The organism is Allobosea sp. GW821-FHT09G06, from assembly GCF_059416005.1.
Genome location: NZ_JBWKOI010000002.1, coordinates 872,615 through 896,510, shown reverse-complemented (window position 1 = coordinate 896,510; position 23,896 = coordinate 872,615). Strand labels below are relative to the sequence as shown.

Here is a 23,896-nt window from a genome sequence, read left to right as displayed (position 1 = left end):
AATCTGGCGCGATTGTGGCGGCCTGTCGAGAAGACATATGCTTTTCGCAGCAGGAGCGGTTGTGGACCGGCCCGCAGGCGCTTAACTATCGCGGGGAATGGCAGGGCCTCCACGGCTCAGCCTGCCCCCGGCAGGCCATTCTCATTTCAAGCGATTTCACAGCCCAAGGAGAGGCCTCATGTCCTTTACCCTTCCCGATCTGCCCTACGCCCATGATGCGCTCCAGCCCTTCATGTCGAAGGAGACGCTCGAGTACCATCACGACAAGCACCACCTCGCCTATGTGACCAACGGCAACAACGCCATCAAGGGCACGGAATTCGAGGGCAAGTCGCTGGAGGAGATCGTCAAGGGCTCCTATGGCAAGAACCCGGCCGTCTTCAACAATGCCGGCCAGCACTACAACCACCTCCATTTCTGGAAGTGGATGAAGCCGAATGGCGGCGGCAAGATCCCGGGCGCGCTGGAGAAGGCGATCGTCGACTCGTTCGGCTCGGTCGAGAAGTTCAAGGAAGACTTTGTCGCGGCCGGCGTTGGCCAGTTCGGCTCGGGCTGGGCCTGGCTCGAGGTCAAGGGCGGCAAGCTCGCCGTCAGCAAGACCCCGAACGGCGAGAGCCCGCTCGTCCATGGCGCCACCCCGATCCTCGGCGTCGACGTCTGGGAGCACTCCTACTACATCGACTACCGCAACCGTCGCCCCGACTATCTCAAGGCCTTCTTGGAAAGCCTGGTGAACTGGGACTACGTGGCCGAGCGTTTCGACGCCGCCAAGTAATCGGCGGGTAGCCGGATACGAAAACGGGGCCTCGCGGCCCCGTTTTTATTTGCGGTCATCCCGCACGCGCTGCGGCACGAAGTGCCGCTGCGCAGATGCGGGACCGTGCCCAGAAAGAGGCGCCCTCTCGTCACGCGGTCCCGTGTCTGCGGCGCATCGCTTTGCGCTGCACCGCGCACGGGATGACCCGCGCCCCGCGCTCAGGCGGCGACGTTGCGCAGGAACTGGTCGACGGTCGAGTCGAGGCGCTGTGCCTGGTCGGCGACTTCGCCGGCCGCACTACGCACCTGCTCCGCCGAGCGCCCGGTCTCCTCGACGCTGTCGGCGAGCACGCTGAGATCGCTCGACACCGAAAGAGCCGAGGTGCTGGCCATGGCGACGCCGCTGGCGATCTCGCCGGTCGCGATGGCCTGCTGCTCGATAGAGGTCGCGACCGAGTTTGCGAATTTCTCGATCGCGTTCATGCGCTCGGCGATGTTCTGGATCGAGCCCACGACCTGGCCGGTGGCGCCCTGGATCGCGGCGACCTGCGCCACGATGCGGTCGGTCGCGTCGGCCGTCTGGGCCGCCAGCGACTTGACCTCGTTGGCCACCACGGCGAAGCCGCGGCCCGCCTCGCCCGCGCGCGCCGCCTCGATGGTCGCGTTGAGCGCGAGCAGGTTGGTCTGGGCGGCGATATCGCGGATCAGATTGACGACCTCGCCGATCGCCCGGGCGGTCTCGTCGAGGGCCTGCACGGAACCTGCCGTATCGCGCGAGACGGACGCCGCCTCGACGATCTCGGTGCGGACACGGCGGACCTGGAACTCGACCTCGCGGATCGCCGCGCCCATCTCCTCGGCCGCCTGCGCGGCGTTCTCGACATTGCCCGAGGCACCATGGGCGTTGTCGGCCGCGCGGGCCGCACGCTCCGAAGATTCGGCGGCGACGCGAGCGAGGCCGTCGGAAGCCTCGCGCATCCGTTCGGCGTTGTTCTTGAAGGCCTCGAGCGCGAGGCCGACATCGGTGCGGAACGAGGTGATCGCATGGTCGACGCCCTGCTGGCGCGCGATCCTCTCGACCTCGGCCACGCTCTGCTTCTCCTCGAGGGTCGCCCGTTCGGCGAGGCGGATCTTGAGGACGCCGAGTGCCCGCGCGATCGCGCCGATCTCGTCGCGCCGGCCGAGCGCATCGATCGGGGTCGAGAGATTACCGTCGGAAATACTCACGATCGCCTTGGTCATGCTGCGCAAGGGGCGCATCGCCCGCGAGAGCGAGAACCAGAGCAGCGGGCCGAGCACGAGCAGGATGAGCAGGCCGAGCCCCATGGTCACGAACTGCTCCCAGGCGGCGCGGGCCACCAGGCGCGTCTTGTCGAAGCGCAGGGCGACATAGCCGATCTGCTTCTGCAGATTGCCGACGCGGACGGCATAGATCTTGGTCAGATAGACATCGTCCTCGATATCGATCTCGTTGCGCGTCTGCAGCGCATTCCAGGGCTCTTCGCCGATCCGCTCGGCCAGCCAGCGCGGCGTCAGCGACAGGCGCGCCTCGACGGTGCGCCCGGCAGACGCCAGGCTGGAGATATCGTCGGCGACGATGCCGGCGTCGAAATCGGGGTCGCGCTGCAGCGAGGCGAGGATATATCCGAGCGTGCTGTTGTCCCGCGACAGGATCAGGGACGGTGCCGCGTTGACCACCATCAGGGTCAGTGCCGTGACCTTCTGGTCGAGATCGGCCCGTGTGCGGGCGTCGTTGTAGCGGGCGATCGCCATCACGACAAAGACGACGGCGATGGCGACGATCGCCACAGCCGCCGCCGCGATCTGCCGGCTGAGTGAGCCCAGGCGCTGCCCGCCCGGCTGCGCCGGCTCTCCCGCGCCGGCTGCGCGCCTGAACACCTTCATCGAGCCGATCATCTCCGAAACCGGCGCAAACTGCGGCAAAGCGCGGCGCCTCCAACCCTGCAAGAGAATGGCCGATGCCGGTAAACAAATCGCTTGCAGGCACGTCCTCGGCGGTCAGCCTTCAAGGGCGCCGAAGCGACGTAACGGAAGATCCGGCGGCGGCACGAAAGCGGCGATGGCGGCGTGCTCGACGGGCCGCGTCGCGATGACGGGATCGAGGCTGGCGAGCTCATCGTCGATGAAGCCGGGATGGCACATCACGAGATGGCGCGGACCGGGCGCGATCAGGAAGCGCCCAAGGTCCGCACCGAAATCGCGCTGCGGATCGAAGGGCGCCACACCGGAGAAGCCGCGATTGACGCGCAGGCCCCGCCGCAACGCCGCACTACGGAAGCCCGCGGCGAGGCCGGCGATGACGAAAGCCTTGCCGACTGCGATGCCGCGCGCCTTGATCGCTGCGGGACGATCCGCAGGGTCGCGCACATAAAGCGAACCGGCCGGGTAACGCCGGGCGAGGCTGTCGAGCAACGCCCGGCGTACGCCGGGCAGCACATGGACATGCTGGTGACCGTCGACGAAATCCGGCGGACGCCCGAGCGCATCCTCGAAGGCATCGAGCTGTTGCGCGATCTCCGTCGCAATCTCCTTGCGCACCGCCGGTGAGAGCGCGGCGGCGCGTGCGAGGTCCTTGAGACCCGGCAAGGTACCACCCGGCGCGAGCCGCGGCATCGCCGAGAGCGGTGCGGCGCAGGTCAGGTTGAGATGCAGGCCGAGATCGGCCCTGTCGGCGAAGGCGCGGAGTTCGGGCGCGAGCCGGCGCCAGTGCGAACGATTGGTCATCGCCCCGGTCGCCGTCAGCTTGCCGCGCCCGAGCAGGTCGAGAATCGCGCGGCTGACGCCGTCCGTCATGGCGAAATCATCGGCGCACAGGATAAAGCCCTCGGCCATCGCGTTCTCATCCTCCATGCGCGCCAAAGCCGCCGTCGCCCGTTTCCGCGATCGTGGCAACCCTTTTGTGGAGCAAACCCCGGTTCGGCTGCGCCTGAATGAAAGGGCCGGCCATTCCGGGCTTGTCGGGCGGCAAGCTTTGCGGTTCTGTGCGTCGCGCCTCGTCTGCGAGGCAATGCATCCAAGGTTGAAAGGTCGTTCGTGTCGGATATCGGGCCCCAGCCGGTTCAACGTACGCCTCGGGCATCCCGCTGGCCCGAGCTGTCCATCGTCGTGCCCGTGCACAACGAGGCCGCCAATCTGCCGCTTCTCGTCGAACGGCTGCGGACGGCACTGACCGGCGAAGTCGCCTCCTGGGAAATCGTCTTCGTCGACGATGGCAGCCGCGACGAGACGCTGGCCGCGATCCGCGACCTCAACGCCGCCGACCCGCGCATCAGCGCCGTCTCCTTCAGCCGCAATTTCGGCAAGGAGATCGCGATCGCGGCCGGACTCGACCATGCGCTCGGCGACGCCGTCGTCATCATGGACGCCGATCTCCAGCATCCGCCGGAGACGATCTCCGCCTTCCTCGCCAAATGGCGCGAGGGCTATCTCAACGTCTACGGCCAGCGCACCGATCGCGACGGCGAGACCCGGATGAAGCGCGGCTTCGCCAAGCTGTTCTACCGGCTCTTCGGCTATTTCGGCGAAACCCCGCTGCCGGAAGGTGCCGGCGATTTCCGCCTGCTCGACCGCAAGGCCGTCGATGCGCTGCGGGCTCTGCCGGAACGGGCGCGCTTCTCGAAGGGGCTCTATGCCTGGGTCGGCTTCCGCTCCATCGGCGTGCCTTTCCATGTCGCCGAACGCGAGCACGGCCAGTCCAAGTTCAGATACGGCAAGCTATTCTCCTTCGCCTTCGACGGCCTTTCCTCGTTCTCGACGGTGCCGCTGAAGATCGCGACCTGGTCGGGCGCGATCATCGCCGTGATCGCCGCGTTCTCCGCCGTCTACTTCCTGCTGCGCACGCTCTTCTTCGGCACCGACCTGCCCGGCTTCCCGTCGCTGATCGTCTCGATCATGTTCTTCTCGGGCATCCAGCTTTTGTCGCTCGGCATGATCGGGGAATATGTCGGGCGCATCTTCGCCGAGGTGAAGCGCCGGCCGCTCTACCTGATCGGCGAGCGCATCGGCTTCGACGCCCGCACCGTCGACCATCCGCGCGGCGACGCTCTGCCGCCGCTGATCCGCTAGGCCTTCATGCTCAAGAACATCCTGTCGGTCGGCGGCTATACGCTGATCTCGCGGATCACCGGATTCGTCCGCGACATCGTGCTGGCGGCGGTGCTCGGCGCGGGCGCGATCATGGACGCCTTCTCGGTCGCGCTGCGCCTGCCCAATCATTTCCGCGCCATTTTCGGCGAGGGCGCCGTCAACCAGGCCTATGTGCCGACCTATGCGCTGATCGCCGAGAAAGAGGGGCGCGAAGCCGCCAATCTCTTCGCCGACCGGCTCTTCACCGTCCAGCTGATCGTGCAGATCGTCCTGCTGGCGCTCGCCCTGCCCTTGATGCCCTGGCTGGTGACGCTGCTGGCGCCGGGCTTCACCAAGGACCCGGCGGTCTTCGAGCTCGCGGTCGCGCTGACGCGGATCACCTTCCCCTATCTTTTGTTCGTGACCATGGTCACCTTCCTCGGCGCGACGCTCAACGCCGTCGAGCGCTATGCCGCCTTCGCGGCCGCGCCGATCCTGCTCAACGTCTTCATCGTCGCCGCACTGGCCGTGCCCTTCCTGTTCCCGAGCGCCGCCCATGCTGCCGCCTGGGGCGTCGCGATCTCCGGCGTGGCGCAATGGGTCCTGCTCTATGTCGCGGCGCGGCGGGCCGGCGTCTCCGGCAAGGTGGTGCGCCCGCGCATGGATGCCGGGGTCCGGCATTTCCTCAAGGTGTTCGGGCCGGCGGTGATCGGCTCGGCCGGCGTCCAGATCGCGATCTTCACGGACGGCATCATCGCCTCGATGCTGCCGCGCGGCGGCTATGCCGCGCTGTACTATGCCGAACGGCTCTACCAATTGCCGCTCGGGCTGATCGCGATCGCGGTCGGCACCGTCGCGCTCTCGGCGATGAGCCGCGCCATCGCGCGGGGCGACGAGGCCGCCGCCAATCGCGCGCAGAGCCGCGCCATCGCGATCTCGCTCGCCGCCAGCGCGCCCTTCGTCGCCGCCTTCGTCGCGGTTCCCGAAATGATGATCGCGGGACTGTTCCAGCGCGGCGAATTCGATGCGCCGGCAAGCGCGGCGGCCGGCGCGGTTCTGTTCGCCTATGCGCTCGGCCTGCCGGCGATCGTGATGATCCGCACACAGGTCTCGGCCTTCCAGGCGCGCGGCGACACGATGACGCCGATGCTGGTCGCGCTCGCCGCCATCGCCTGCAATGTCGCGATCAAGCTCCTGCTCTGGCGCGACTGGGGCGCACCCGGACTGGCGCTCGCGACGGCAGCCGGCGCCTGGGTCAACCTGATCGTGCTCTTCGTCCTGGCGCGGCGACGCGGCCTGACCGAGCTCGACCGGCGCCTGCCCGGCTTCGCGGCGATCATCTGCGGCGTGGCGGCGATCTGCGGCCTGCTGGCCTGGTGGGGGAAGCCGCTCGCGCTCAAGCTGACGGCGGCCCTGCCCTTCGAACCGATTTTGATGGCGGTGCTACTGTTGTCAGGCGTCGCAGCCGTGCTCTACGCGGTGCTGGCCGGCGGGCTGCTCAAGGTGACGGGGCTGCTCAGGTTGCTGAGATAGAGCAGTTCTTCAGGCTGGACCCTTGTCATTCCGGGGCTTCGCAAAGCGAAAAGCCCGGAACCCACGACTGGGTGAGCCCGTCCCAACCGATACGTCGCACCCAGTCGTGGGTTCCGGGTTCGCCTTCGGGCGCCCCGGAATGACAATGTGACCCTGAAACGTATCAGGCGAGGAAGTGCTTTGCGCCACCGAGCAACGCAGCTGCCTCGACCACCATGCGCTCGACGATCTCCGCGGCGCTGGGAACATCGGAAATCAGCCCGGCTGCCTCGCCAAAGATGACAGCCGCCTTGTCAGGATCGCCGGCCATGAAGGCCTCGCGATAAGCCGGGCCCTCGGCTGCGATGGCATCCTTGAGCGCAGCATCGCGGCCCGCCCAATTCGCGATGAAGGCGTTGTCGGAGACGCGGATATCGAAGGGCTTCGGCCAGTCGAGCTGGCGGGCGATGTCGGGCAAGGAAGAGCGCACGGTTTGGTCGCCCGTCGCTCCGACGGCCGCAGCATGATGGCGCTCATGCACCAGCGCCTCGCGGCTCGCCCAGAAGCGCGTACCAGCCAGCACGCCATCGGCACCGAGCATCAGGGCTGCGGCGAGCCCGCGGCCATCGGCGATGCCACCTGCGGCAACGAGCAGCGTGTCGGGGCTTTCGCGGGCGATGAGATCCGCTGCCTCGGGCACGAAGGGCAGCGTCGCGCGGTTGGCGCCATGTCCGCCCGCTTCGGAGCCTTGCGCGACGACGATCGTAGCGCCGGCCTCGATGGCCTGACGGACATGGGCGAGCGACTGGCACTGGCAGATCAAAGGCACGCCCGCCGCCGCGATCTCACCGGCGAAGGGGCGCGGGTCGCCGAAGGAGAGCATCAGAGCGGCCGGCTTGTGCGCCAGCGCCTGCGTCAGAAGCTCAGGCTTTTTCGCCATCGACCAGGTGATGAAGCCGCAGCCGACCTGTGTGTTGCCGGCTGCAGCGAATTGCTGCTCGATCCAGGCGGCATCGCCATAGCCCCCGCCGATCAAGCCGAGGCCGCCGGCGCGCGTGACCGCCGCGGCCAGCGCCCCACCGCCTGCCAGCGCCATCGGCGCCGACAGGATGGGATGGGCGATGCCGAGGCGTTCGGTCAATCGCGTGGCGAGGCGCGCCATGGACCGGGCCTTCAGGCTCAGGCGGCCTTCGGCTTGCTGTGGGCGTAGTCCATGTAGAGCTCGCGGGCGCGGCGGAAGAGCGGGCCGGGCTGGAGCGTGCGGTTGTCGATGCGGGTCACCGGCATGCATTTCGAGTAGTTGCCGGACATGAAGATCTCGTCGGCCTGCTCGAAATCCTCATAGCGCAGGCTGCATTCCTCGACCGGAATGCCGCTCTCGCGCATCAGCTTGATGACGCGCTGGCGGGTGATGCCGTTCAGGAAGGTGCCGTTCGGAACAGGGGTCTTCACGACGCCGTCCTTGGCGAGGAAGATGTTCGAAGTCGCGGTCTCCGCGACATTGCCCTGCATGTCGAGCACCAGCGCGTTGTCGAAGCCGGCGGCCTTCGCCACCTTCAGCACGCGGGCATTGTTCGGGTAGAGGCAGCCGGCCTTGGCGTCGGTCGGGGCGGTCTCGTAGCTCGGGCGGCGGAAGGCGCCCTTGGTCACCGAGAAGCCGGCCGTCGGCTGCGGCATCGCTGCCTCGAACAGGCAGAGCGCGAACTGGGTCGAGTCCGGATCGGGCATGATCGTGGACGGGCCGTCCGCCTCGCCCCAGTACATCGGCTTGACGTAGATCGCCGTGCCGGGGGCGAATTTCTTGACGCCCTCGAACATCTTCCCGACGATGAAGTCGGCCTCGACGGTCGGGTTCAGGCCGAGCGCGGTGGCCGAGCGGTTCACGCGGGCGGCATGCAGGTCGATGTCCGGCGCGACGCCGTCGAAATAGCGGCCGCCGTCGAAGACCGAGGAAGCCTGCCAGAGCACATGGCTGCGCGGACCGACGATGCCGGGGTTGCCCTCATGCCAGGCGCCATCGAACCAGGTCCACGTCTGAGAATACCATGCCATGACGGCGCTCCATTGTAGGCGATTTAACTCAGCCGCACCGTCCTCCCCCCGCCCTTCGCCGTCAACATGCGGCGATGCATATCGGGATGACGTGATGTGATGGAAGCAATCGGCCCGCGTGATGGATCAGTAGCCGAGCGCGCGCAGGCCCGAGATCGCCGCCATGCCGACGAGCAGCGCCAAGAGCTCGCTACGCCGCAGGATCATGGTGCCGACAGCGGCCAGCAGCGCGATCGCCGCGGCCCAGCCGAGCCGCTCGATCAAGGGCAGGACGGTCGCCACGACGATCGAACCCGGCAGGGCCGCGAGGCCGCGCCGGACATGCGGCGTCAGCGGGATGATGCTCATCAGCGCCACGCCGGAGATGCGGCAGAGATAGGTCGCGGCGGCCATCGCGGTGATGGCGATGATCGGGCCCCAGGTACCGAGGTCAGGCAGCGTCATCGCTGAACGCTCCCGTGATCGCGCCGGCGAGCGAGCCGACGATGATGAAGGCGTAGCCATCGACCAGCCGGGCGGTGACCAGCGCGACGAGCCCGGCGACGACCCAGGGCACCATGCCGCGCCGCCCACGCCAGAGCGGCACAATCATCGCGGCGAAGAAGATCGGCATGACGAGATCGATGCCGTAGCGGCGCGGGTCGCTGACCAGCGCGCCGAGCATGTAGCCGCCGCCGGTCGCGATCACCCAGACCAGCCAGAGCGCGAGCCCGGCCCCGACCAGCACGCCGAGGTCGCGCCCGCCTTCGGCGCGGTAACGCGTGCCGATCAGCCAGTTGGCATCGGTGAAGAAGAAGAGATGGAAGGCGTTGAGCGTCTTCGGGTATTTCGCGAACCAGGGCTGCAGAGAGGCCCCCTGCAGCACCATGCGCGCGTTGACGGTTGCGGTGACCACGGCGATGCCGGCAATCGCCCCCCAGCTCCATTCCGGGCGCCAGAGCTCCAGCGAGACAAGCTGCGCGACGCCGGCATAGACGAAGCCGCTCATCAGCAAGGTCTGGAACAGGGTGAGCCCCTTCGCCGCCGCCGCCGCGCCGAAGGCGACGGCGAAGACGACGATGCCCGGCATCAGCACGGAGACCTTGCGCAGGCCGAGCATCATGCCGGCGGCGGTGATCGGTGCTTCCGGGACGACCGGCGGCGTGTTCGGGTCGGGTGACATGATCCTTCCAAAAGCGGGAAAGCCTGCGCGAAGGTCAACGCGCAGGAACGGCGCGCCTGCATGAATTCCGCGCAGGGCGCGACAGCCTTCGGCAGGAGCCCTACAGATGAGCCATGCACTGGTTTGACGACGCCGATGCCATCGCCCCTGCCCTGCCCGCGATCTGGCTTATCCGGACGAATGCTGCTCCGCGCAACCTGACGGAGCGCTCCGCGCTGAGACGTGGCACGGCGCGGCAGATCGTGGCGCATCAGCTTGGTTGCCGTGAGGAGGACGTCGCCATCGCGCATGATGCGCTCGGGCGCCCTCTGCTTGATCTTCCCAGGAAATCTGGCCTGCATCTTTCATTGGCGACACGGGCCGGGATCGTCGCCGTCGGCCTCGCGCGTCATCCGCTGGGCATCGACGTCGAACAGGTCGATGAACAAGCTGCACCGCCGCTCGACCTGTTGCACCCCGACGAGCGCGCCGCCCTCGTAGCAGCGGATACTCCCCAGCGAGCCCAGAGCTTCGCCCGCCTCTGGGCCGCGAAGGAGGCTTACGTGAAGGCTTTGGGAACGGGCTTCCGGCGGGCGCCGGAGAGTTTCGCGGTGTCGCTTCTGTCGGAGACAGCCTTTCGGGTGACCGACGCGCCCGCTCCCACGGACGCCATCGGCGTTCTCCGCACCATGAAAAACGGCGGCCATGAGATCATGGCCGCCGCGTTCGTCGCTACCGGTCAGGCTGAAGCAAATCAGCCGGCCTGATCGATCGGCTTCTTCTTGAGGGAGTAGCCGACGATGCAGACGAAGGCCGCGCCGAGCACCGCCGCCGTATAGAACGGCACCTTGGCGGGCAGGAGACCGGCCGGGTTCGTCTCGGAGACCGGCACGCTCTGGACCCAGCTCGGCATATGGACCTGGAGCCACTGCATCACCGCCATGTCGCTGAGCAGCATCTCGCCCGCGATCCAGCCGAGCAGGGCCGCGCCGAGCCAGATCAGGATCGGGAAGCGCTCGAGGACCGACGAGAGCAGGCGGGCGCCGAAGATGATCAGCGGGATCGTCAGCAGCAGGCCGAACACGAACAGCTCGAAATGGCCGCGTGCGGCGGCGGCGATCGCGAGCACGTTGTCGAGGCTCATCACCGCATCGGCAATGGCAATGGTGCGTACCGCCTTCCAGAGATTGTCGCTGGCAGCGATCTCGCCATGCGCCTCTTCCTCACCCTTGGCGAGCTTGATGGCGATCCAGAACAGGAGCAGCGCGCCGACGACCTTCAGGAACGGGATGTTCAGGAGGTAGCTGACGACCACCGCGAAGATGATGCGCAGGCCCACCGCCGCGCCGGCGCCGAGCCAGATGCCGACCTTGCGCTGCTTCTCCGGCAGCGAGCGCACGGCGAGCGCGATCACGACCGCGTTGTCGCCCGAAAGCAGCAGGTCGATCCAGATGATCTGGAGCAGTGAGGTCCAGAAGGCGGAAGATGCGAAATCCATTGGTCAGGTTGCCCCTTTTTGCGGTTTGTCAGAGAGCCGGATCAGGCCGGCGTGTTTTGATGAAGTAGCCGATCATCCTAGAGCGCCTGCTCAACCGCCTTGCCGGCGGCTTCGGTGCCGAGCGAGCCGCCGAGATCGCGGGTGCGGGTCCGTGCATCGCCGAGCGCACGCTCGATTGCCGCCTCGATGCCTTTGGACGCCTCGTGCTCGCCGAGATGGTCCAGCATCATCGCGCCGGACCAGATCATGCCGACGGGATTGGCGATGCCCTGCCCGGCGATATCGGGCGCCGAGCCGTGGACCGGCTCGAACAGCGAGGGGTGATCGCCGGTCGGGTTGATGTTGCCGGAGGGCGCGATGCCGATCGTGCCGGTGCAGGCCGGTCCGAGATCGGAGAGGATGTCGCCGAACAGGTTGGAGGCTACGACCACGTCGAAACGATCCGGGTTCAGCACGAAATGCGCGGTCAGGATGTCGATATGGTACTGGTCGACCGCGACGCCGGGGTAGTGCTTCGCCATCTCCTTCACCCGCTCGTCCCAGTACGGCATGGTGATCGAGATGCCGTTGGACTTGGTGGCCGAGGTCAGCTTCTTGCGCGGGCGACGCTGCGCCAATTCGAAGGCGTATTTCAGCACGCGGTCGACGCCGACCCGGCTCATCACCGTCTCCTGGATGACGATCTCGCGCTCGGTACCGGCATACATGCGCCCGCCGACCGAGGAATACTCGCCCTCTGTGTTCTCGCGCACGACGAAGAAGTCGATATCGCCGGGCTTGCGGTTGGCGAGCGGGCCGGGCACGCCCGGCATCAGGCGCACGGGGCGCAGGTTGACGTATTGGTCGAACTCGCGCCGGAACAGCAGCAGCGAACCCCAGAGCGAGATATGGTCCGGCACCTGCTGGGGCATGCCGACGGCGCCGAAATAGATCGCGTCATGGCCGCCGATCTTCTCCTTCCAGTCGTCCGGCAGCATCTTGCCGTGCTTGGCGTAGTAGTCGCAGGAGGAGAAATCGAACTCGTCGAGGCGCAGTTCGAAGCCGTATTTCTTGGAAGCGGCCTCGAGCACGCGCAGGCCCTCGGGCATGACCTCCTTGCCGATGCCGTCGCCGGCGATCACGGCGATGCGGTAAACGCGGTTGGTGCCGGTCATGCGGTTTCTCCGAAGAAGGCCCTGAACTCCGCGGCGACGAGATCGGGAACCTCCTCCGCCAGATAATGTCCGCCCGGCAGAGCCCGGCCGCGCACATCCTGCGCACGCTCGCGCCACAAGGCCAGAGGGTCGAAGCATTTTCCGATGACGCCGCGCTCGCCCCAAAGCGCCAGCAGCGGGCAGGCGAGCTTGCGGCCGCCATCGGCATCGTCATGGGCGATGTCGATCGTCGCGGCGGCGCGATAATCCTCGCAGCTCGCATGGATCATCGCGGGATCGCGGAAGCAGCGCAGGTATTCCTGCAACGCCTCGGGCTCGAACAGCCGCATGTCCGAGGCACGCCGGCTCGTCCAGTAGAAATCCGGGTCGCTCTCGATCATGCGCTCCGGCATCGGCGCGGGCTGGATCAGGAAGAACCAGTGCCAGTAGGCGCGGGCGAAGGCATCTGTCGTGTCGCGACACATCTCGCGGGTCGGCGCGATGTCGAGGGTGGCGAGCTTCAGCACGCGCTCGCCATGATCGAGCGCCAGACGATGCGCGACGCGGGCGCCGCGATCATGCGAGCCGACGCAGAAGTGCTCATGCCCGAGCGCGCTCATCACCTCGGCCATGTCCTGCGCCATGGCGCGCTTCGCGTAAGGCGCGTGATCGGCATCGCTCGGCGGCTTGTCGGAATCGCCATAGCCGCGCAGATCCGAGCAGATCAGGGTGAAATGCGGGGCGAGCAGCGGCGCGATCCGGCGCCACATCACATGGGTCTGCGGATAGCCGTGCAGCAGCAGAAGCGGCGGCCCCTCCCCGCCGATCCGCACGCGAATCCGCGGCCCCGACGTCGCGACGTCGAGCAGGCGAAAACCGGGGAACAGATTGTCCGCGACGGGACGTTCGGTAAGGCTCATAGGACCGCGAAGATGCAAGAATGCGTCAGCGCATACCCTGATAGCGCAGGGATTTCGCGCATGGATTATTACATAATGTCGATCAATGGTGGGAGACCCCGGCACCCCACGGCGTCATTCTCGGGCGCCGCGAAGCGGTGACCCGAGAATCTGCCGCCGAAAGAGCGCGGGAGCCTCATTCAGCACGAGATGCTCGGGTCGAGCCCGAGCATGACGCGCCTTGGATGATCACTCAGCCGCGCAGCGTCGCGCCGTAGCGCTTGCCGATCTCGGCGACGATCTTGCTGCCGACGGCCTCGATCTCGGCCTCGGTCAGCGTCTTCTCGGTCGGCTGCAGCGTGACGGCCAGCGCGACCGATTTCTTGCCGGCCTCGACGCCCGCGCCCTCGTAGAGATCGAAGACGCCGACATTGGCGATCAGCGCACGATCGGCGCCCTGCGCCGTCTTGACCATGTCGCCGGCCGCCACCGCCTTGTCGACGATGAAGGCGAAGTCGCGCGTCACCGGCTGGAAATCGGAGAGCGCGAGCTTCGGCTTGACCTTGGTCGGCTTGGCCTTGGGCAGGGGCAGCGCGTCGAGATGGATCTCGAAGGCGACCAGCGGCCCCTTCACGTCGAGCGCCTTCAAAATCTTGGGGTGGACCTCGCCGAAGGCGCCGATCACGCCCTTGGGGCCGAACTGGAGCGTGGCCGAGCGGCCGGGATGGGCCCAGGCCGGGCCGCCCGCGACGATCTGGAGACCGCCGGTCGGGATGCCGAGCCCAGAGAGCAGGCCGAGCACATCGGCCTTGGCATCGAAGACGTCGACGGACTTGGCGCCGACATCCCAGCGACGGCCAACACCGTCAAGGCGAGCGGTGCCGCGGCGCAGGCCGGTCGCGGCGATGAGCTGGCCTTCCGGCTCGTCGCTCTTGAAGACCTGGCCGACCTCGAACAGCGCCACATCCGGGAAGCCGCGATCGGCATTGCTCTGCGCGGCGCGGATCAGCCCCGGCAGCAGCGAGGGCCGCATGTCCGAGAGATCGGCGGCGATCGGGTTGGCCAGCGCGAGCTTGGGCGAGCCACCGCCGAAGAGCTTCGCTTGGTCATGCGAGATGAAGGACCAGGTCACCGCCTCGACGAGGCCGCGCGCCGCGAGCGTGCGCTTGGCGGTGCGGGTGCGCTTCTGCAGCACGGTCAGGACCGGCTTGACGACCTCGCCCTTGATGCGCGGCAGCGGCGTCGAGGCGACGCGGTCGAGCCCGGCGATGCGGACGACCTCCTCGACGAGATCGGCCTTGCCACCGACATCGGCGCGCCACGACGGCGGCGCCACTTTCACTCGGTCGCCCGCGCCCGAAACGTCGAAGCCGAGCGAGGTCAGCGCCTGCTTCATCTCAGCCTGCGGCAGGTCGAGCCCGGTCAGACGCTCAACCTCCGACCAGGGGAAATCGATCGCGGCGGGGCTATCCGGCAACTCGCCGACGAATTCCATCTCGGACGCTTCGCCGCCGCAGAGCTCGATCACCAGCGCGGTCGCGAGATCGAGGCCCGGCCGGGCGAAATCGGGATCGACGCCGCGCTCGAAGCGATAGCGCGCATCCGAATTGATGCCGAGCGCGCGGCCCGAGCGGGCGACGTTCAGCGGGTCCCAGAGCGCGCTCTCGATCAGCACGTCGGTCGTCGTCTCGCTGCTGCCCGAGGCCTCGCCGCCCATGATGCCGGCCAGCGACTCGACGCCGTGCTCGTCGGCGATCACGACCTGCTCGTCGGTCAGCGTATAGGTCTTGCCGTCGAGAGCGAGGATGGTCTCGCCAGCCTTGGCGCGCCGAACGGTGAGATTGCCCTTTACCTTGGCGGCATCGAAGACGTGCAGCGGCCGGTTGCGGTCGAGCGTCATGAAATTGGTGATGTCGACCAGCGCGTTGATCGGACGCAAGCCGACGGCGCGCAGGCGCGCCTGCAGCCAGTCCGGCGAGGGGCCGTTCTTGACGCCGCGCACGAGGCGCAGCGCGAAGGCCGGGCAGAGCTTCCGGTCTTCCGCAGCGAAGTCGAGCGTGACCTTCACAGGGCACGGGAAGGAGCCGCTGATCGGCTGGATCGGCGCGTTCTTCAACTTGCCGAGGCCGGCGGCGGCGAGGTCGCGGGCGATGCCGGCGACGCCAAGTGCATCGGCCCGGTTCGGCGTCACCGCGATCTCGATCACGGCATCGTCGAGCCCGGCATAGGGGGCGTAGGGCTGGCCGACAGGAGCGTCCGCCGGCAATTCGATGATGCCGTCATGGTCGTCGGACAACTCCAGCTCGGCTTCCGAGACCAGCATGCCGTTCGATTCGATGCCGCGGATCACGCCCTTGCCGAGCGTGACCTTCTTGCCGGGGATGTAGCTGCCCGGCGGCGAGAACACGCCCTTCATGCCGGTGCGGGCATTCGGCGCGCCGCAGACGACCTGCACGGGCTCGCCCGCTCCGGTATCGACCAGGCAGACGCGCAGGCGATCGGCATTCGGGTGCTGCTTCGCCTCGATGACATAGGCGATGGTGAAAGCCGACAGCGCGGCGGCGCGATCCTCGATCGCCTCGACCTCCAGGCCGACGCGGGTCAAGGTCTCAGCGATCTCCGCAACGGAGGCGTCGGTGTCGAGATGCTCTTTGAGCCAGGAGATCGTGAACTTCATCGGTCTACGTCCATCGGGGCGAGCACTTCCACCAGACGGAAGCGTTCGCAAAGCAAGGGCATGTCGGGGCTGAAGACACCGATGCGCCGGAAATAGGATTCGTGGGCGTCCCGCCAGAAGGCCAGGGAGCGGTCCCCCTCCCCTTCGTCGAAGGCGAAGGCCTCGTCAACTTCATCGAAGCGCCGCGGGGTGAGTTCGAGCGTCTCGATGACGCAGACGGGCCGGCCGGTGCCGTCGAGCACGATCCAGAGCTCGTTGAGCTTGGGGCAATCGGGCGCGTCGAGCGTGTTCACCGTCGCGATCTTGCGACCGCTCACGACCAGCGCAGCAAGCTCCGTCGCGAGTTCCGGGCTGTCGCCGAAGGAAAAGCTCGGGCAATCGCGATAACGCTCCGGCAAGGAGGCGATCAGCTCAGCGTCCATCGCGCCCCGCCTGTGCCGGCGCCGTCGCATCGTTGAGCTTGTTGGCGCCGTCGGTGCTGATCTTCATGGCATTGCCACGCCAGCTCACCTCGCCGCCGACGAAGGCATAGGCCCAGATGCCGGGGAAGGCGATGTCGCGTGCCAGCATGGCGAGCGGAGTACGCCAGTTCAGGAACCAGCCGACACTCGCGGACAGCACGATATCGCCGGCATACCAGACGAGCAGCACGAAGAGCGGCGCAAGCCAAGCCGGCAGGCCGATGGCAGAAGCGCCGAAGGCCGCCAGCACGGCCGCAAGGAATGGCGTGGACAGGATTTCCAGCGCGAAGAAGGGCAGGAAGGTCACGCGCCGCAGACGCGCCCAGCGGAACTGGCGCTGCACGGCGTCCCTCAGTCTGCGCCGGCCAAGCGGCTGCTCGAAGGGCTGGCCGACGAGATGGACCTGCCGCCCGGTGCTGCGCACCAGCTTGGTCGAGGCCGCATCCTCGGCGATCTCGGCGCCGAGCGCGGCGATGCCGCCATTGGCGTCGAGGAAAGGCTTGTTCCAGAGCATCGACTTGCCCTGTGCGAAGCCAAGGCCCAGCGCCTCGCCAACATATTGCCAGCGCGCCTGGAAGGCGTTGAGGAAGGCGCATTCGACTTCGGCGCCAATGCACAGAGGCCGGGAACCGGCCGGCGTCGAGCAGACGAGCCCGGTCGTCGGCTGCCAGGCGGCGAGCATGCGCTGGATGTAATCCTTGGGCATCAGCACATTGGAATCGGCGAGGATGACCCAGTCGGTCTCCGCCGCCTCCCAGCCGCGCACGCAGTTGTTGAGCTTGGGATTGGCGCTGACCGGCACGTCGCCGACGATCAGGCGCGCCTTCTCGTTGCCGTAGATGCCGACCAATTCCTCGATCAGCGGGATGATCGGGTCATGCGCGTCGGCGACGCAGAAGATCGTGCTGTAGCGGGGATAGTCGAGTTCCAGCCCCGAGATCGCCGTCTCGCGGCTGAAGGCCTCGATGCCGCGCACCGGCCGAACGATGGTGACCGGCGGCAGTTCTTCGAGCAGAGCGGAGCGCTGCAAAGGCCGGCGCAGCCGCCAGAGCGCGATGGCCTGGCTCGCCAGGTTCATCACGACCAGCAGCACGGCGATCGTCGCCGCCCAGCCCGCAGGCGTCATCGCGCCCTCCCCTGCCCGGCCGATGCCGTCATGAGGACAGGCCGCCCGTCAGCGTCGGCAGGTCGAGCGGACGGAAGCCGTAATGGGCGAGCCAGCGCACATCGGCCTCGAAGAACGGGCGCAGGTCCGGCATGCCGTATTTCAGCATGGCGATGCGGTCGATGCCCATGCCCCAGGCGAAGCCCTGATAGACCTCCGGGTCGAGCCCGCAATTTTTCAGCACGTTCGGGTGGACCATGCCGCAGCCGAGGATCTCCAGCCAGTCGTCGCCCTCGCCGAAGCGGATTTCGCCGCCCTTGCGCGAGCACTGGATGTCGACCTCCATCGAGGGCTCGGTAAAGGGGAAGAAGGACGGGCGGAAGCGCATCTTCACGTCGTCGATCTCGAAGAAGGACTTGCAGAACTCTTCGAGGATCCACTTGAGGTGGCCGAGATTGGCCGACTTGTCGATGACGAGCCCCTCGACCTGATGGAACATCGGGGTGTGGGTCTGGTCGGAATCGTTGCGATAGGTCCGGCCCGGGCAGATCACGCGGATCGGCGGCTCCTGCACCAGCATGGTGCGGACCTGGACCGGCGAGGTGTGGGTGCGCAGCAGCTTCCGCTCGCCGTTCTCATCCGGCGCGAAGAAGAAGGTGTCGTGCATCTCGCGAGCGGGATGGCCGACCGGGAAGTTCAGCTTGGTGAAGTTGAGGTCGTCGGTCTCGACATCCGGCCCTTCGGCAATGGCGAAGCCCATGTCGCCGAAGATCGCGGTGATCTCGTCGATGACCTGGCTGATCGGGTGGATGCGGCCGCGCGCTTCCGGGCCGTCCTGCACCGGCAGCGAGATATCGACGCGCTCGGAGGCAAGCCGGGCTTCGAGAGCGGCCTCGCCGAGCGCTTCCTTGCGAGCGGCGATGGCGCCCTGCACACGGTCGCGCAGGCCGTTGATCTGCGGGCCCTTCTCCTTGCGCTCGTCCGGCGTCATGCCGCCAAGCGTCTTCAGCAGCGCCGAGATCGAGCCGGACTTGCCGAGGGCGCCGATGCGCACATCCTCGATGGCGGCTTCATCGGCGGCAGAATCGATCGCGGCGAGGACGTGGCGTTCCAGGGTGGCGATATCGGTCATGAATTAAGTCGCAAGCGTTTGAAGGCGTGGGAACGGGCGCGTTCTAGCGGGAACGGCCGGCATATGCCAGAGCGAAGCGACGACTTGAGGAGGCTGCCTTGCCCGACAATACCCGCCAGAAGGAATCGCCCTCTTACCGGATGGCCGCGCTCGACCCGGATTTCATCCTCGGCGATTCGATGCGCGGCGCGCGCTTCATGCTGGAATACCAGAAGGCGGAGGACAGCCTGAGGGCGCGCGGCGTCGTCTCGACCATCGTCGTCTTCGGCTCGGCGCGGGTGCGCGAGGGCAATCCCTGGTACGAAGCTGCCCGCACCTTCGGCCGCATCGCGTCGGAGCGCGGCGGGGCGCTGCGCGACGGCGAGGCCGGGCGCCATCACGTCATCGCCACCGGCGGCGGGCCGGGCATCATGGAGGCCGCCAATCGTGGCGCGACCGAAGCCGGCGCGATCTCGATCGGCTTCAACATCACCCTGCCGCACGAGCAGGAGCCCAATGCCTGGTCGACGCCGGACCTGACCTTCCTGTTCCACTATTTCGCGATGCGGAAGATGCATCTGGCGATGCGCGCCGCGGCGCTCGTGGTCTTCCCCGGCGGCTTCGGCACGCTCGACGAACTCTTCGAGATCATGACCCTGGTGCAGACCGGCAAGATGGGCCCGGTGCCGATCGTGCTCTACGATTCCGGCTACTGGAAGGGCCTGCTCAATCTCGACCAGATGGCAGCGGCGGGCTTCATCCGGCCCGATGACCTGAAGCTGTTCAGCTATGTAGATTCGCCTGAGGAAGCCTATGACCGGATCGTCGAAGGCGCCGGCGAAGGCTGGAACCCGCCGAAGAACGGAAGCGTGCAGACGTAGACCCCAAAGAAAAAGGCCGGCGTCACCGCCGGCCTTTTCCAATTCAGCACTGCAAGGCTGCTCAGGCAGCCTTGGCCTCGGCGCCCAGCACGCCCTTGACCGTCTCGACCACGGCAGCGAACGAGGCTGCGTCGTCGATGGCCATGGCCGACAGGGTCTTGCGGTCCAGCTCGATGCCGGACTTGATCAGGCCGCCGATGAAGACCGAATAGGTCAGACCGTGCTCGCGCACCGCAGCGTTGAGACGCTGGATCCAGAGAGCGCGGAACGTGCGCTTCTTGTTCTTGCGGTCGCGATAGGCGTACTGCATCGACCGATCGACGGCCGCCTTCGCGGCGCGGATCGTATTCTTGCGGCGGCCATAGAAGCCCTTGGCAGCCTTGAACGTCTTCTTGTGCTTGGCGTGGGACGTTACGCCCCGTTTCACGCGAGCCATGTCATGATCTCCGGAATGTCAGGTGGCGTCAGCCGTTGGGGAGGAAGAACTTCTTCACGTTGGCAGCATCGCCCTCGAAGAGGGTCGTGGTACCGCGGTGATTGCGGATCTGCTTGTTGGTCCGCTTGATCATCCCGTGACGCTTGCCGGCCTGGGCGTAGAGCACCTTGCCGGTTCCGGTGATCTTGAACCGCTTTTTGGCGGCCGATTTGGTCTTGATCTTGGGCATTTGAGCTCCTCAATGGTCGTGGCTGCGCGTCTTTTGAACGCGTTGCCAATGTCTTGCTTTCAGGAAGCAAAGCACGATCGCCACGGCAGCCCTTATCAGCCGGGCGATCGAAGGCCGGGCCTATCGCAGAAAACGGCGTCTATTGCAAGTGCGAAGCCGGCAATCCCCAATGGGGCTGCCCGGAAAAGCAGCAGCGTTTTATCCGCTTCCTTCAAATGATTGTCACGCCGTAAGCTCAACAGGCGCGTTCCGCATCTGGAGTCTCCCCGTGAAGAAGCTTCTCACCCTCGCCACAGGCCTGGCCCTGACGGCCGCCGCCTCGGCCCCTGCGCTTGCCCAATCGACGCTCGACAAGATCAAGGCGCGCGGCAACATCATCTGCGGCACCAGCGAAGGCGTTCCGGGTTTCTCGCTGCAGGACAAGAACGGCGTCTGGCAGGGCTTCGACACCGATGTCTGCCGCGCGCTCGCGGCCGCGATCTTCAACGATCCGAACAAGGCGACCTACCTCTCGCTGTCGAGCAAGAACCGCCTCGTCGCGCTGCAATCGGGCGAGATCGACGTGCTCGCCCGCACCACGACATGGTCGCTCGGCCGCGATATCGGCCAGGGCGTCAGCTTCACCGCGATCAACTATTACGACGGCCAAGGCTTCATCGTCCGCAAGAAGCTCGGCGTGAACAGCGTCAAGGACCTCAACGGCGCGTCGGTCTGCGTCGCGCAGGGCACCACCACCGAACTCAACCTCGCCGATTACGGCCGCACCAACGGCCTCAAGTTCGAGACCGTCGCCTTCGCGACGCTGGAGGACACGGTGCAGGCCTATGAGGCCGGGCGCTGCGACGCCTACACCACCGATCTCTCCTCGCTCGCCGGCACGCGCGGCCGGCTGAAGGACCCGGAAGAGCATGTGCTGCTCCAGCAGGTCATCTCCAAGGAGCCGCTCGGCCCGTGGGTGCGCAAGAGCGACGCATCCTGGTTCGATCTCGTGCGCTGGACGGTGATCGCCACGATCAATGCCGAGGAGCTCGGCGTGACCCAGGCCAATGTCGAGGAACTCGCCAAGACCTCGCAGAACCCCGAGATCCGCCGCATGCTGGGTAGCGAGGGCAAGTTCGGCGAAGGCCTCGGCCTGAGCAACGACTGGGTCGTGCGCATCATCAAGGCGGTCGGCAATTACGGCGAGAGCTTCGAGCGCCATTTCGGCGCCAAGACCACCAACCCGCTGCCGCGCGGCGTCAACAACCTCTGGACCAAAGGCGGCCTGCAATACGGCCCGCCGATCCGCTGAGGCGAGCCCCCATCTGAGACCGGGCCGTTCCTTCCGGGGAGCGGCCCTTCTCTTTAAGCGGCTTCGCAGACCAGCGTTTCGGCCCGCGCACCGAGCAGGCGGCCATAGCCGATCAGCACGACCAGCAGCGCAGCGACGCCCGCCCCGACCGAGATCCAGAAGCCGCTCTGGGCGCCGTAGGCGTCGATCAGGATGCCCGCAGCCGAGGCGCCGGCGGCCATGCCGATATTGATGCCGGTGATCGCCCAGGTCATGCCCTCGGTGAGCTGGCGCGCCGGCACCAGCCGCTCGACCAGGCCCATGGCGATGATGATCGTCGGCGAAACCGCGGCGCCCGCCATGAAGAACACCAGCGCCAGCGAATAGAGTCCGGTCACGGCCAACAGCGGCAAGGTGGTCGCCGCTGCCAGCGCGATTGCCGCAAGGAACTGCATGGCGAGCGAAGCCTTGAGCCGCAACGTCCCGAAGACGAGGCCGACGATCAGCGAGCCCGCCGCGTAGACGGCGAGCGGCAGGCTCGCGGCGGCCTTCTGACCCTGCGCTTCCGCAAAGGCGACGGCGGTGATCTCGGCCGTGCCGAAGATTGCGCCGATCGCGATCATGACGAGCACGACGATCTGGACGCCGCCGACGCGGATGACCGAGATGTCCGTGCCGGCCACATGAGCGCGGACCGGCGGCTCGGTGCGCCGCTGCGCGCAGAGCAAGGGCACGCCGACGACGAGGAAGATCAGGGCGGCCAGCGGCCCGGCCTCGGGAAACAGCCCGACACTCAGCCCGATCGCGACGATCGGCCCGATGATGAAGATCACTTCGTCGACCACCGATTCGAAGGCGAAGGCGGTGCGCAATTGCGGGGTGTCGCGATAGAACTCGGTCCAGCGCGCCCTGACCATCGCGCCGATGCTCGGCGTCACGCCGGCGAGCAGCGCGAAGACGAAAAGCAGCCAGCTCGGCGCGCCCGTCCAGGTCGCGACCATCAGGCCGCTCAAGGCGAGCGCCCCGGCAGCGGCAGCCGGCATCAGCACGCGGCGCTGACCGTAGCGATCGACGAGGCGCGAGACCTGTGGCGTGATCATCGCACTGGCGAGCGCAAAGGTCGCCGCCACCGCGCCTGCGATCGCATATTCGCCGCGCCGCTCCGACAGCATGGTGACGATGCCGAGCCCGACCATCGAGGCCGGCAGGCGGGCGATGAAGCCGGCACCGGAAAAGGCGAAGGCGCCCGGCACCTGGAAGATCTCGCGATAGGGATTAGGCATGACTCGGACCGTGATTGCGAACATACGCCGCGTATGTGAGTGAATGCGTAATTGCATACGCCCCGTATGTCAATTAACATACGAGGCGTATGTGATGGGGATATGATGGCTCGCAGACTTCGTGCCGACATGATCGCGGAAACCCGCGCCAGCCTGATCGCCGCCGCCCGCGAGGCGTTCGGGACGGTCGGCTATGCCGGCGCCTCGATGGACGAGATGACGGCGGCCGCCGGGCTGACGCGCGGCGCGCTTTATCACCATTTCGGCGACAAGAAGGGCCTGTTCGCGGCCGTCATCGACCAGATCGATGCGGAAATGACGGTCAGGCTGCGCGCCGTCTCCGCCAGGGCCGGAGATCGCTGGACCGGCTTCCGCGACGAATGCGCCGCCTATCTCGCCATGGCGCTGGAGCCGGAAATGCAGCGCATCATGCTGCGCGACGGCCCGGCCGTGCTCGGCGACCCCTGGAGCTGGCCGATCCAGAACGACTGCATCCGGATGATGGCCCGAAGCCTCGACGAGCTCGTCGCCGAGGGCGTTCTGGCGCCGCTCGATCCGGAGGCGGTGGCGACACTGATCTTCGGCGCGACCCAGCATGCGGCGCAATGGATCGCGCATGCGCCAGATCCGGAGGCGGCGCTCAAGGGCGCCACCGACGCCTTCGGCGCGATGCTGGACGGGCTGCTGAGAAAAGCGACATGAAAAAGGGCGCCAGCGGCGCCCTTTTTCTCGATCTGTAGCGATCGCGGGTAACGCGCGCCTCAGCGCGGCGCGAGCACCATGACCATCTGGCGGCCTTCGAGCTGCCAGTCGCTCTCGACCTTGGCGATCTCGGCGGTATCGACCTTGACCCGCTCCAGCACCTTCACGCCGAGGTCCTGATGCGCCATCTCGCGGCCGCGGAAGCGCAGGGTGACCTTCACCTTGTCGCCTTCCTCGAAGAAGCCGTGCATGGCCTTCATCTTCACGTCGTAGTCGTGCTTGTCGATGCCGGGGCGCAGCTTGATTTCCTTGATCTCGATGGTGCGCTGCTTCTTGCGCGCCTCCGAGGCCTTCTTCTGCTCGAGAAAGCGGAAGCGACCGTAATCGAGGATCTTGCAGACCGGCGGAACGGAGTTCGGGGCGATCTCGACGAGGTCGAGGCCGGCATCCTCAGCAAGCTTCAGCGCATCGAAAAAGGACACGACGCCGCGGTTGGCGCCGGTATCGTCGATGAGCTGAACCTCGCGAACTCCACGGATATCGCGGTTCGAGCGGGGACCTTCTTTGGTCGGGGTCGGGGCAGCGCGGTAGGGACGACGAATGGGGGTATTCTCCTGTACTTGGCGCGCTTCGCGCCGTTGTTGCAGACACATTGCACAAAGAC

General features: G+C 66.9%; 24 protein-coding genes. 7 read left to right on the top strand and 17 right to left on the bottom strand.

From position 1 onward, the window contains the following. The first annotated feature begins 178 nt into the window (after positions 1–178). The gene (locus tag AC07NY_RS14430) at positions 179–775 is read left to right on the top strand and encodes a superoxide dismutase (RefSeq protein WP_454657826.1); all 597 of its coding nucleotides are present in this window, start codon (positions 179–181) and stop codon (positions 773–775) included. Between the two features lie 200 nt (positions 776–975). Here AC07NY_RS14430 and AC07NY_RS14425 read toward each other — a convergent pair whose 3' ends face one another. Further along, entirely contained in the window at positions 976–2,661 is a 1,686-nt protein-coding gene (locus AC07NY_RS14425; RefSeq protein ID WP_494584394.1) for a methyl-accepting chemotaxis protein, read from the bottom strand. 114 nt (positions 2,662–2,775) lie between these two features. Next, a complete protein-coding gene (locus tag AC07NY_RS14420; protein ID WP_494584393.1) occupies positions 2,776–3,609 on the bottom strand; it encodes a ChbG/HpnK family deacetylase in 834 nt (277 codons plus the stop codon). 273 nt (positions 3,610–3,882) lie between these two features. Here AC07NY_RS14420 and AC07NY_RS14415 point away from each other — a divergent pair, with 273 nt between their 5' ends. Continuing rightward, positions 3,883–4,842, top strand: a complete 960-nt coding sequence (locus AC07NY_RS14415; protein ID WP_492284191.1) for a glycosyltransferase family 2 protein — start codon at positions 3,883–3,885, stop codon at positions 4,840–4,842. A 6-nt stretch (positions 4,843–4,848) separates the two neighbouring features. After that, entirely contained in the window at positions 4,849–6,375 is a 1,527-nt protein-coding gene (murJ, locus tag AC07NY_RS14410) for a murein biosynthesis integral membrane protein MurJ (protein WP_494584392.1), read from the top strand. A gap of 163 nt (positions 6,376–6,538) precedes the next feature. Here murJ and AC07NY_RS14405 read toward each other — a convergent pair whose 3' ends face one another. The 4 genes from AC07NY_RS14405 to AC07NY_RS14390 all read right to left on the bottom strand — a co-directional run bounded on the left by AC07NY_RS14405 (position 6,539) and on the right by AC07NY_RS14390 (position 9,568). Continuing rightward, positions 6,539–7,516: an NAD(P)H-dependent flavin oxidoreductase gene (locus tag AC07NY_RS14405; RefSeq protein WP_494584391.1), complete on the bottom strand. Its 978-nt coding sequence runs from the start codon at positions 7,514–7,516 to the stop codon at positions 6,539–6,541. 17 nt (positions 7,517–7,533) lie between these two features. Beyond that, a complete protein-coding gene (locus AC07NY_RS14400; RefSeq protein WP_494584390.1) occupies positions 7,534–8,406 on the bottom strand; it encodes a branched-chain amino acid aminotransferase in 873 nt (290 codons plus the stop codon). Between the two features lie 126 nt (positions 8,407–8,532). After that, on the bottom strand, positions 8,533–8,850 hold the full coding sequence (locus tag AC07NY_RS14395) for an AzlD family protein (RefSeq protein ID WP_494584389.1): 318 nt from the start codon (positions 8,848–8,850) through the stop codon (positions 8,533–8,535). Then, complete coding sequence (locus AC07NY_RS14390; RefSeq protein WP_494584388.1) at positions 8,837–9,568, bottom strand: AzlC family ABC transporter permease; 732 nt, start codon at positions 9,566–9,568, stop codon at positions 8,837–8,839. Before AC07NY_RS14390 ends, AC07NY_RS14395 begins: the two co-directional genes overlap by 14 nt. A gap of 113 nt (positions 9,569–9,681) precedes the next feature. On the opposite strand from AC07NY_RS14390, the gene AC07NY_RS14385 reads away from it, so the two are divergent. Next, positions 9,682–10,314 (top strand): 4'-phosphopantetheinyl transferase family protein, encoded by a 633-nt coding sequence (locus tag AC07NY_RS14385; protein WP_494584387.1) that lies wholly within the window; start codon positions 9,682–9,684, stop codon positions 10,312–10,314. On the opposite strand, the gene AC07NY_RS14380 is transcribed toward AC07NY_RS14385, so the two are convergent. The 7 genes from AC07NY_RS14380 to pheS form a co-directional block, all read right to left on the bottom strand. Continuing rightward, complete coding sequence (locus AC07NY_RS14380) at positions 10,302–11,045, bottom strand: TerC family protein (RefSeq protein ID WP_494584386.1); 744 nt, start codon at positions 11,043–11,045, stop codon at positions 10,302–10,304. The two genes, AC07NY_RS14385 and AC07NY_RS14380, sit on opposite strands and share 13 nt — an antisense overlap. 77 nt (positions 11,046–11,122) lie before the next feature. After that, positions 11,123–12,199, bottom strand: coding sequence for a tartrate dehydrogenase (locus tag AC07NY_RS14375; protein ID WP_494584385.1), 1,077 nt, complete (start codon positions 12,197–12,199; stop codon positions 11,123–11,125). Further along, complete coding sequence (locus AC07NY_RS14370; RefSeq protein ID WP_494584384.1) at positions 12,196–13,098, bottom strand: alpha/beta fold hydrolase; 903 nt, start codon at positions 13,096–13,098, stop codon at positions 12,196–12,198. Before AC07NY_RS14370 ends, AC07NY_RS14375 begins: the two co-directional genes overlap by 4 nt. A gap of 232 nt (positions 13,099–13,330) precedes the next feature. Next, the gene (gene pheT / locus AC07NY_RS14365; protein WP_494584383.1) at positions 13,331–15,754 is read right to left on the bottom strand and encodes a phenylalanine--tRNA ligase subunit beta; all 2,424 of its coding nucleotides are present in this window, start codon (positions 15,752–15,754) and stop codon (positions 13,331–13,333) included. Beyond that, positions 15,751–16,176 carry an ASCH domain-containing protein gene (locus tag AC07NY_RS14360; protein WP_494584382.1) on the bottom strand — a complete coding sequence of 142 codons (426 nt, stop codon included), beginning with the start codon at positions 16,174–16,176 and terminating at the stop codon, positions 15,751–15,753. Before AC07NY_RS14360 ends, pheT begins: the two co-directional genes overlap by 4 nt. Beyond that, a complete protein-coding gene (locus AC07NY_RS14355) occupies positions 16,166–17,341 on the bottom strand; it encodes a ceramide glucosyltransferase (protein ID WP_494584381.1) in 1,176 nt (391 codons plus the stop codon). Before AC07NY_RS14355 ends, AC07NY_RS14360 begins: the two co-directional genes overlap by 11 nt. A 28-nt stretch (positions 17,342–17,369) precedes the next feature. Further along, positions 17,370–18,452, bottom strand: a complete 1,083-nt coding sequence (gene pheS / locus AC07NY_RS14350) for a phenylalanine--tRNA ligase subunit alpha (RefSeq protein ID WP_494584380.1) — start codon at positions 18,450–18,452, stop codon at positions 17,370–17,372. 140 nt (positions 18,453–18,592) lie between these two features. Here pheS and AC07NY_RS14345 point away from each other — a divergent pair, with 140 nt between their 5' ends. Continuing rightward, the gene (locus AC07NY_RS14345; RefSeq protein ID WP_257732593.1) at positions 18,593–19,312 is read left to right on the top strand and encodes an LOG family protein; all 720 of its coding nucleotides are present in this window, start codon (positions 18,593–18,595) and stop codon (positions 19,310–19,312) included. A 61-nt stretch (positions 19,313–19,373) separates the two neighbouring features. Here AC07NY_RS14345 and rplT read toward each other — a convergent pair whose 3' ends face one another. Together rplT and rpmI are read right to left on the bottom strand one after the other, a co-directional pair. After that, positions 19,374–19,748, bottom strand: a complete 375-nt coding sequence (rplT, locus tag AC07NY_RS14340; RefSeq protein ID WP_377846401.1) for a 50S ribosomal protein L20 — start codon at positions 19,746–19,748, stop codon at positions 19,374–19,376. A gap of 28 nt (positions 19,749–19,776) precedes the next feature. Further along, the gene (gene rpmI, locus AC07NY_RS14335; protein WP_047575639.1) at positions 19,777–19,977 is read right to left on the bottom strand and encodes a 50S ribosomal protein L35; all 201 of its coding nucleotides are present in this window, start codon (positions 19,975–19,977) and stop codon (positions 19,777–19,779) included. Between the two features lie 268 nt (positions 19,978–20,245). On the opposite strand from rpmI, the gene AC07NY_RS14330 reads away from it, so the two are divergent. After that, the gene (locus tag AC07NY_RS14330) at positions 20,246–21,268 is read left to right on the top strand and encodes an amino acid ABC transporter substrate-binding protein (RefSeq protein WP_494584379.1); all 1,023 of its coding nucleotides are present in this window, start codon (positions 20,246–20,248) and stop codon (positions 21,266–21,268) included. Between the two features lie 53 nt (positions 21,269–21,321). Here the strand turns inward: AC07NY_RS14330 and AC07NY_RS14325 are convergent, their stop codons facing one another. Next, on the bottom strand, positions 21,322–22,530 hold the full coding sequence (locus AC07NY_RS14325) for an MFS transporter (protein WP_494584378.1): 1,209 nt from the start codon (positions 22,528–22,530) through the stop codon (positions 21,322–21,324). A gap of 105 nt (positions 22,531–22,635) precedes the next feature. Here AC07NY_RS14325 and AC07NY_RS14320 point away from each other — a divergent pair, with 105 nt between their 5' ends. Further along, complete coding sequence (locus AC07NY_RS14320) at positions 22,636–23,232, top strand: TetR/AcrR family transcriptional regulator (protein WP_494584377.1); 597 nt, start codon at positions 22,636–22,638, stop codon at positions 23,230–23,232. A gap of 59 nt (positions 23,233–23,291) precedes the next feature. On the opposite strand, the gene infC is transcribed toward AC07NY_RS14320, so the two are convergent. Then, complete coding sequence (gene infC / locus AC07NY_RS14315) at positions 23,292–23,885, bottom strand: translation initiation factor IF-3 (protein ID WP_257732516.1); 594 nt, start codon at positions 23,883–23,885, stop codon at positions 23,292–23,294. Positions 23,886–23,896: the final 11 nt, after the last annotated feature.

Coding starts and splice junctions, on each gene's coding strand:
- AC07NY_RS14390 (WP_494584388.1), bottom strand. CDS start 9,568: ATGTCACCCGACCCGAACACGCCGCCGGTCGTCCCGGAAGCACCGATC.
- AC07NY_RS14400 (WP_494584390.1), bottom strand. CDS start 8,406: ATGGCATGGTATTCTCAGACGTGGACCTGGTTCGATGGCGCCTGGCAT.
- AC07NY_RS14370 (WP_494584384.1), bottom strand. CDS start 13,098: ATGAGCCTTACCGAACGTCCCGTCGCGGACAATCTGTTCCCCGGTTTT.
- AC07NY_RS14380 (WP_494584386.1), bottom strand. CDS start 11,045: ATGGATTTCGCATCTTCCGCCTTCTGGACCTCACTGCTCCAGATCATC.
- AC07NY_RS14385 (WP_494584387.1), top strand. CDS start 9,682: ATGCACTGGTTTGACGACGCCGATGCCATCGCCCCTGCCCTGCCCGCG.
- AC07NY_RS14345 (WP_257732593.1), top strand. CDS start 18,593: ATGGCCGCGCTCGACCCGGATTTCATCCTCGGCGATTCGATGCGCGGC.
- pheT (WP_494584383.1), bottom strand. CDS start 15,754: ATGAAGTTCACGATCTCCTGGCTCAAAGAGCATCTCGACACCGACGCC.
- rpmI (WP_047575639.1), bottom strand. CDS start 19,977: ATGCCCAAGATCAAGACCAAATCGGCCGCCAAAAAGCGGTTCAAGATC.
- infC (WP_257732516.1), bottom strand. CDS start 23,885: ATGTGTCTGCAACAACGGCGCGAAGCGCGCCAAGTACAGGAGAATACC.
- AC07NY_RS14430 (WP_454657826.1), top strand. CDS start 179: ATGTCCTTTACCCTTCCCGATCTGCCCTACGCCCATGATGCGCTCCAG.
- pheS (WP_494584380.1), bottom strand. CDS start 18,452: ATGACCGATATCGCCACCCTGGAACGCCACGTCCTCGCCGCGATCGAT.
- AC07NY_RS14325 (WP_494584378.1), bottom strand. CDS start 22,530: ATGCCTAATCCCTATCGCGAGATCTTCCAGGTGCCGGGCGCCTTCGCC.
- AC07NY_RS14355 (WP_494584381.1), bottom strand. CDS start 17,341: ATGACGCCTGCGGGCTGGGCGGCGACGATCGCCGTGCTGCTGGTCGTG.
- AC07NY_RS14395 (WP_494584389.1), bottom strand. CDS start 8,850: ATGACGCTGCCTGACCTCGGTACCTGGGGCCCGATCATCGCCATCACC.
- AC07NY_RS14420 (WP_494584393.1), bottom strand. CDS start 3,609: ATGGCCGAGGGCTTTATCCTGTGCGCCGATGATTTCGCCATGACGGAC.
- AC07NY_RS14320 (WP_494584377.1), top strand. CDS start 22,636: ATGGCTCGCAGACTTCGTGCCGACATGATCGCGGAAACCCGCGCCAGC.
- AC07NY_RS14375 (WP_494584385.1), bottom strand. CDS start 12,199: ATGACCGGCACCAACCGCGTTTACCGCATCGCCGTGATCGCCGGCGAC.
- rplT (WP_377846401.1), bottom strand. CDS start 19,748: ATGGCTCGCGTGAAACGGGGCGTAACGTCCCACGCCAAGCACAAGAAG.
- AC07NY_RS14425 (WP_494584394.1), bottom strand. CDS start 2,661: ATGAAGGTGTTCAGGCGCGCAGCCGGCGCGGGAGAGCCGGCGCAGCCG.
- murJ (WP_494584392.1), top strand. CDS start 4,849: ATGCTCAAGAACATCCTGTCGGTCGGCGGCTATACGCTGATCTCGCGG.
- AC07NY_RS14405 (WP_494584391.1), bottom strand. CDS start 7,516: ATGGCGCGCCTCGCCACGCGATTGACCGAACGCCTCGGCATCGCCCAT.
- AC07NY_RS14360 (WP_494584382.1), bottom strand. CDS start 16,176: ATGGACGCTGAGCTGATCGCCTCCTTGCCGGAGCGTTATCGCGATTGC.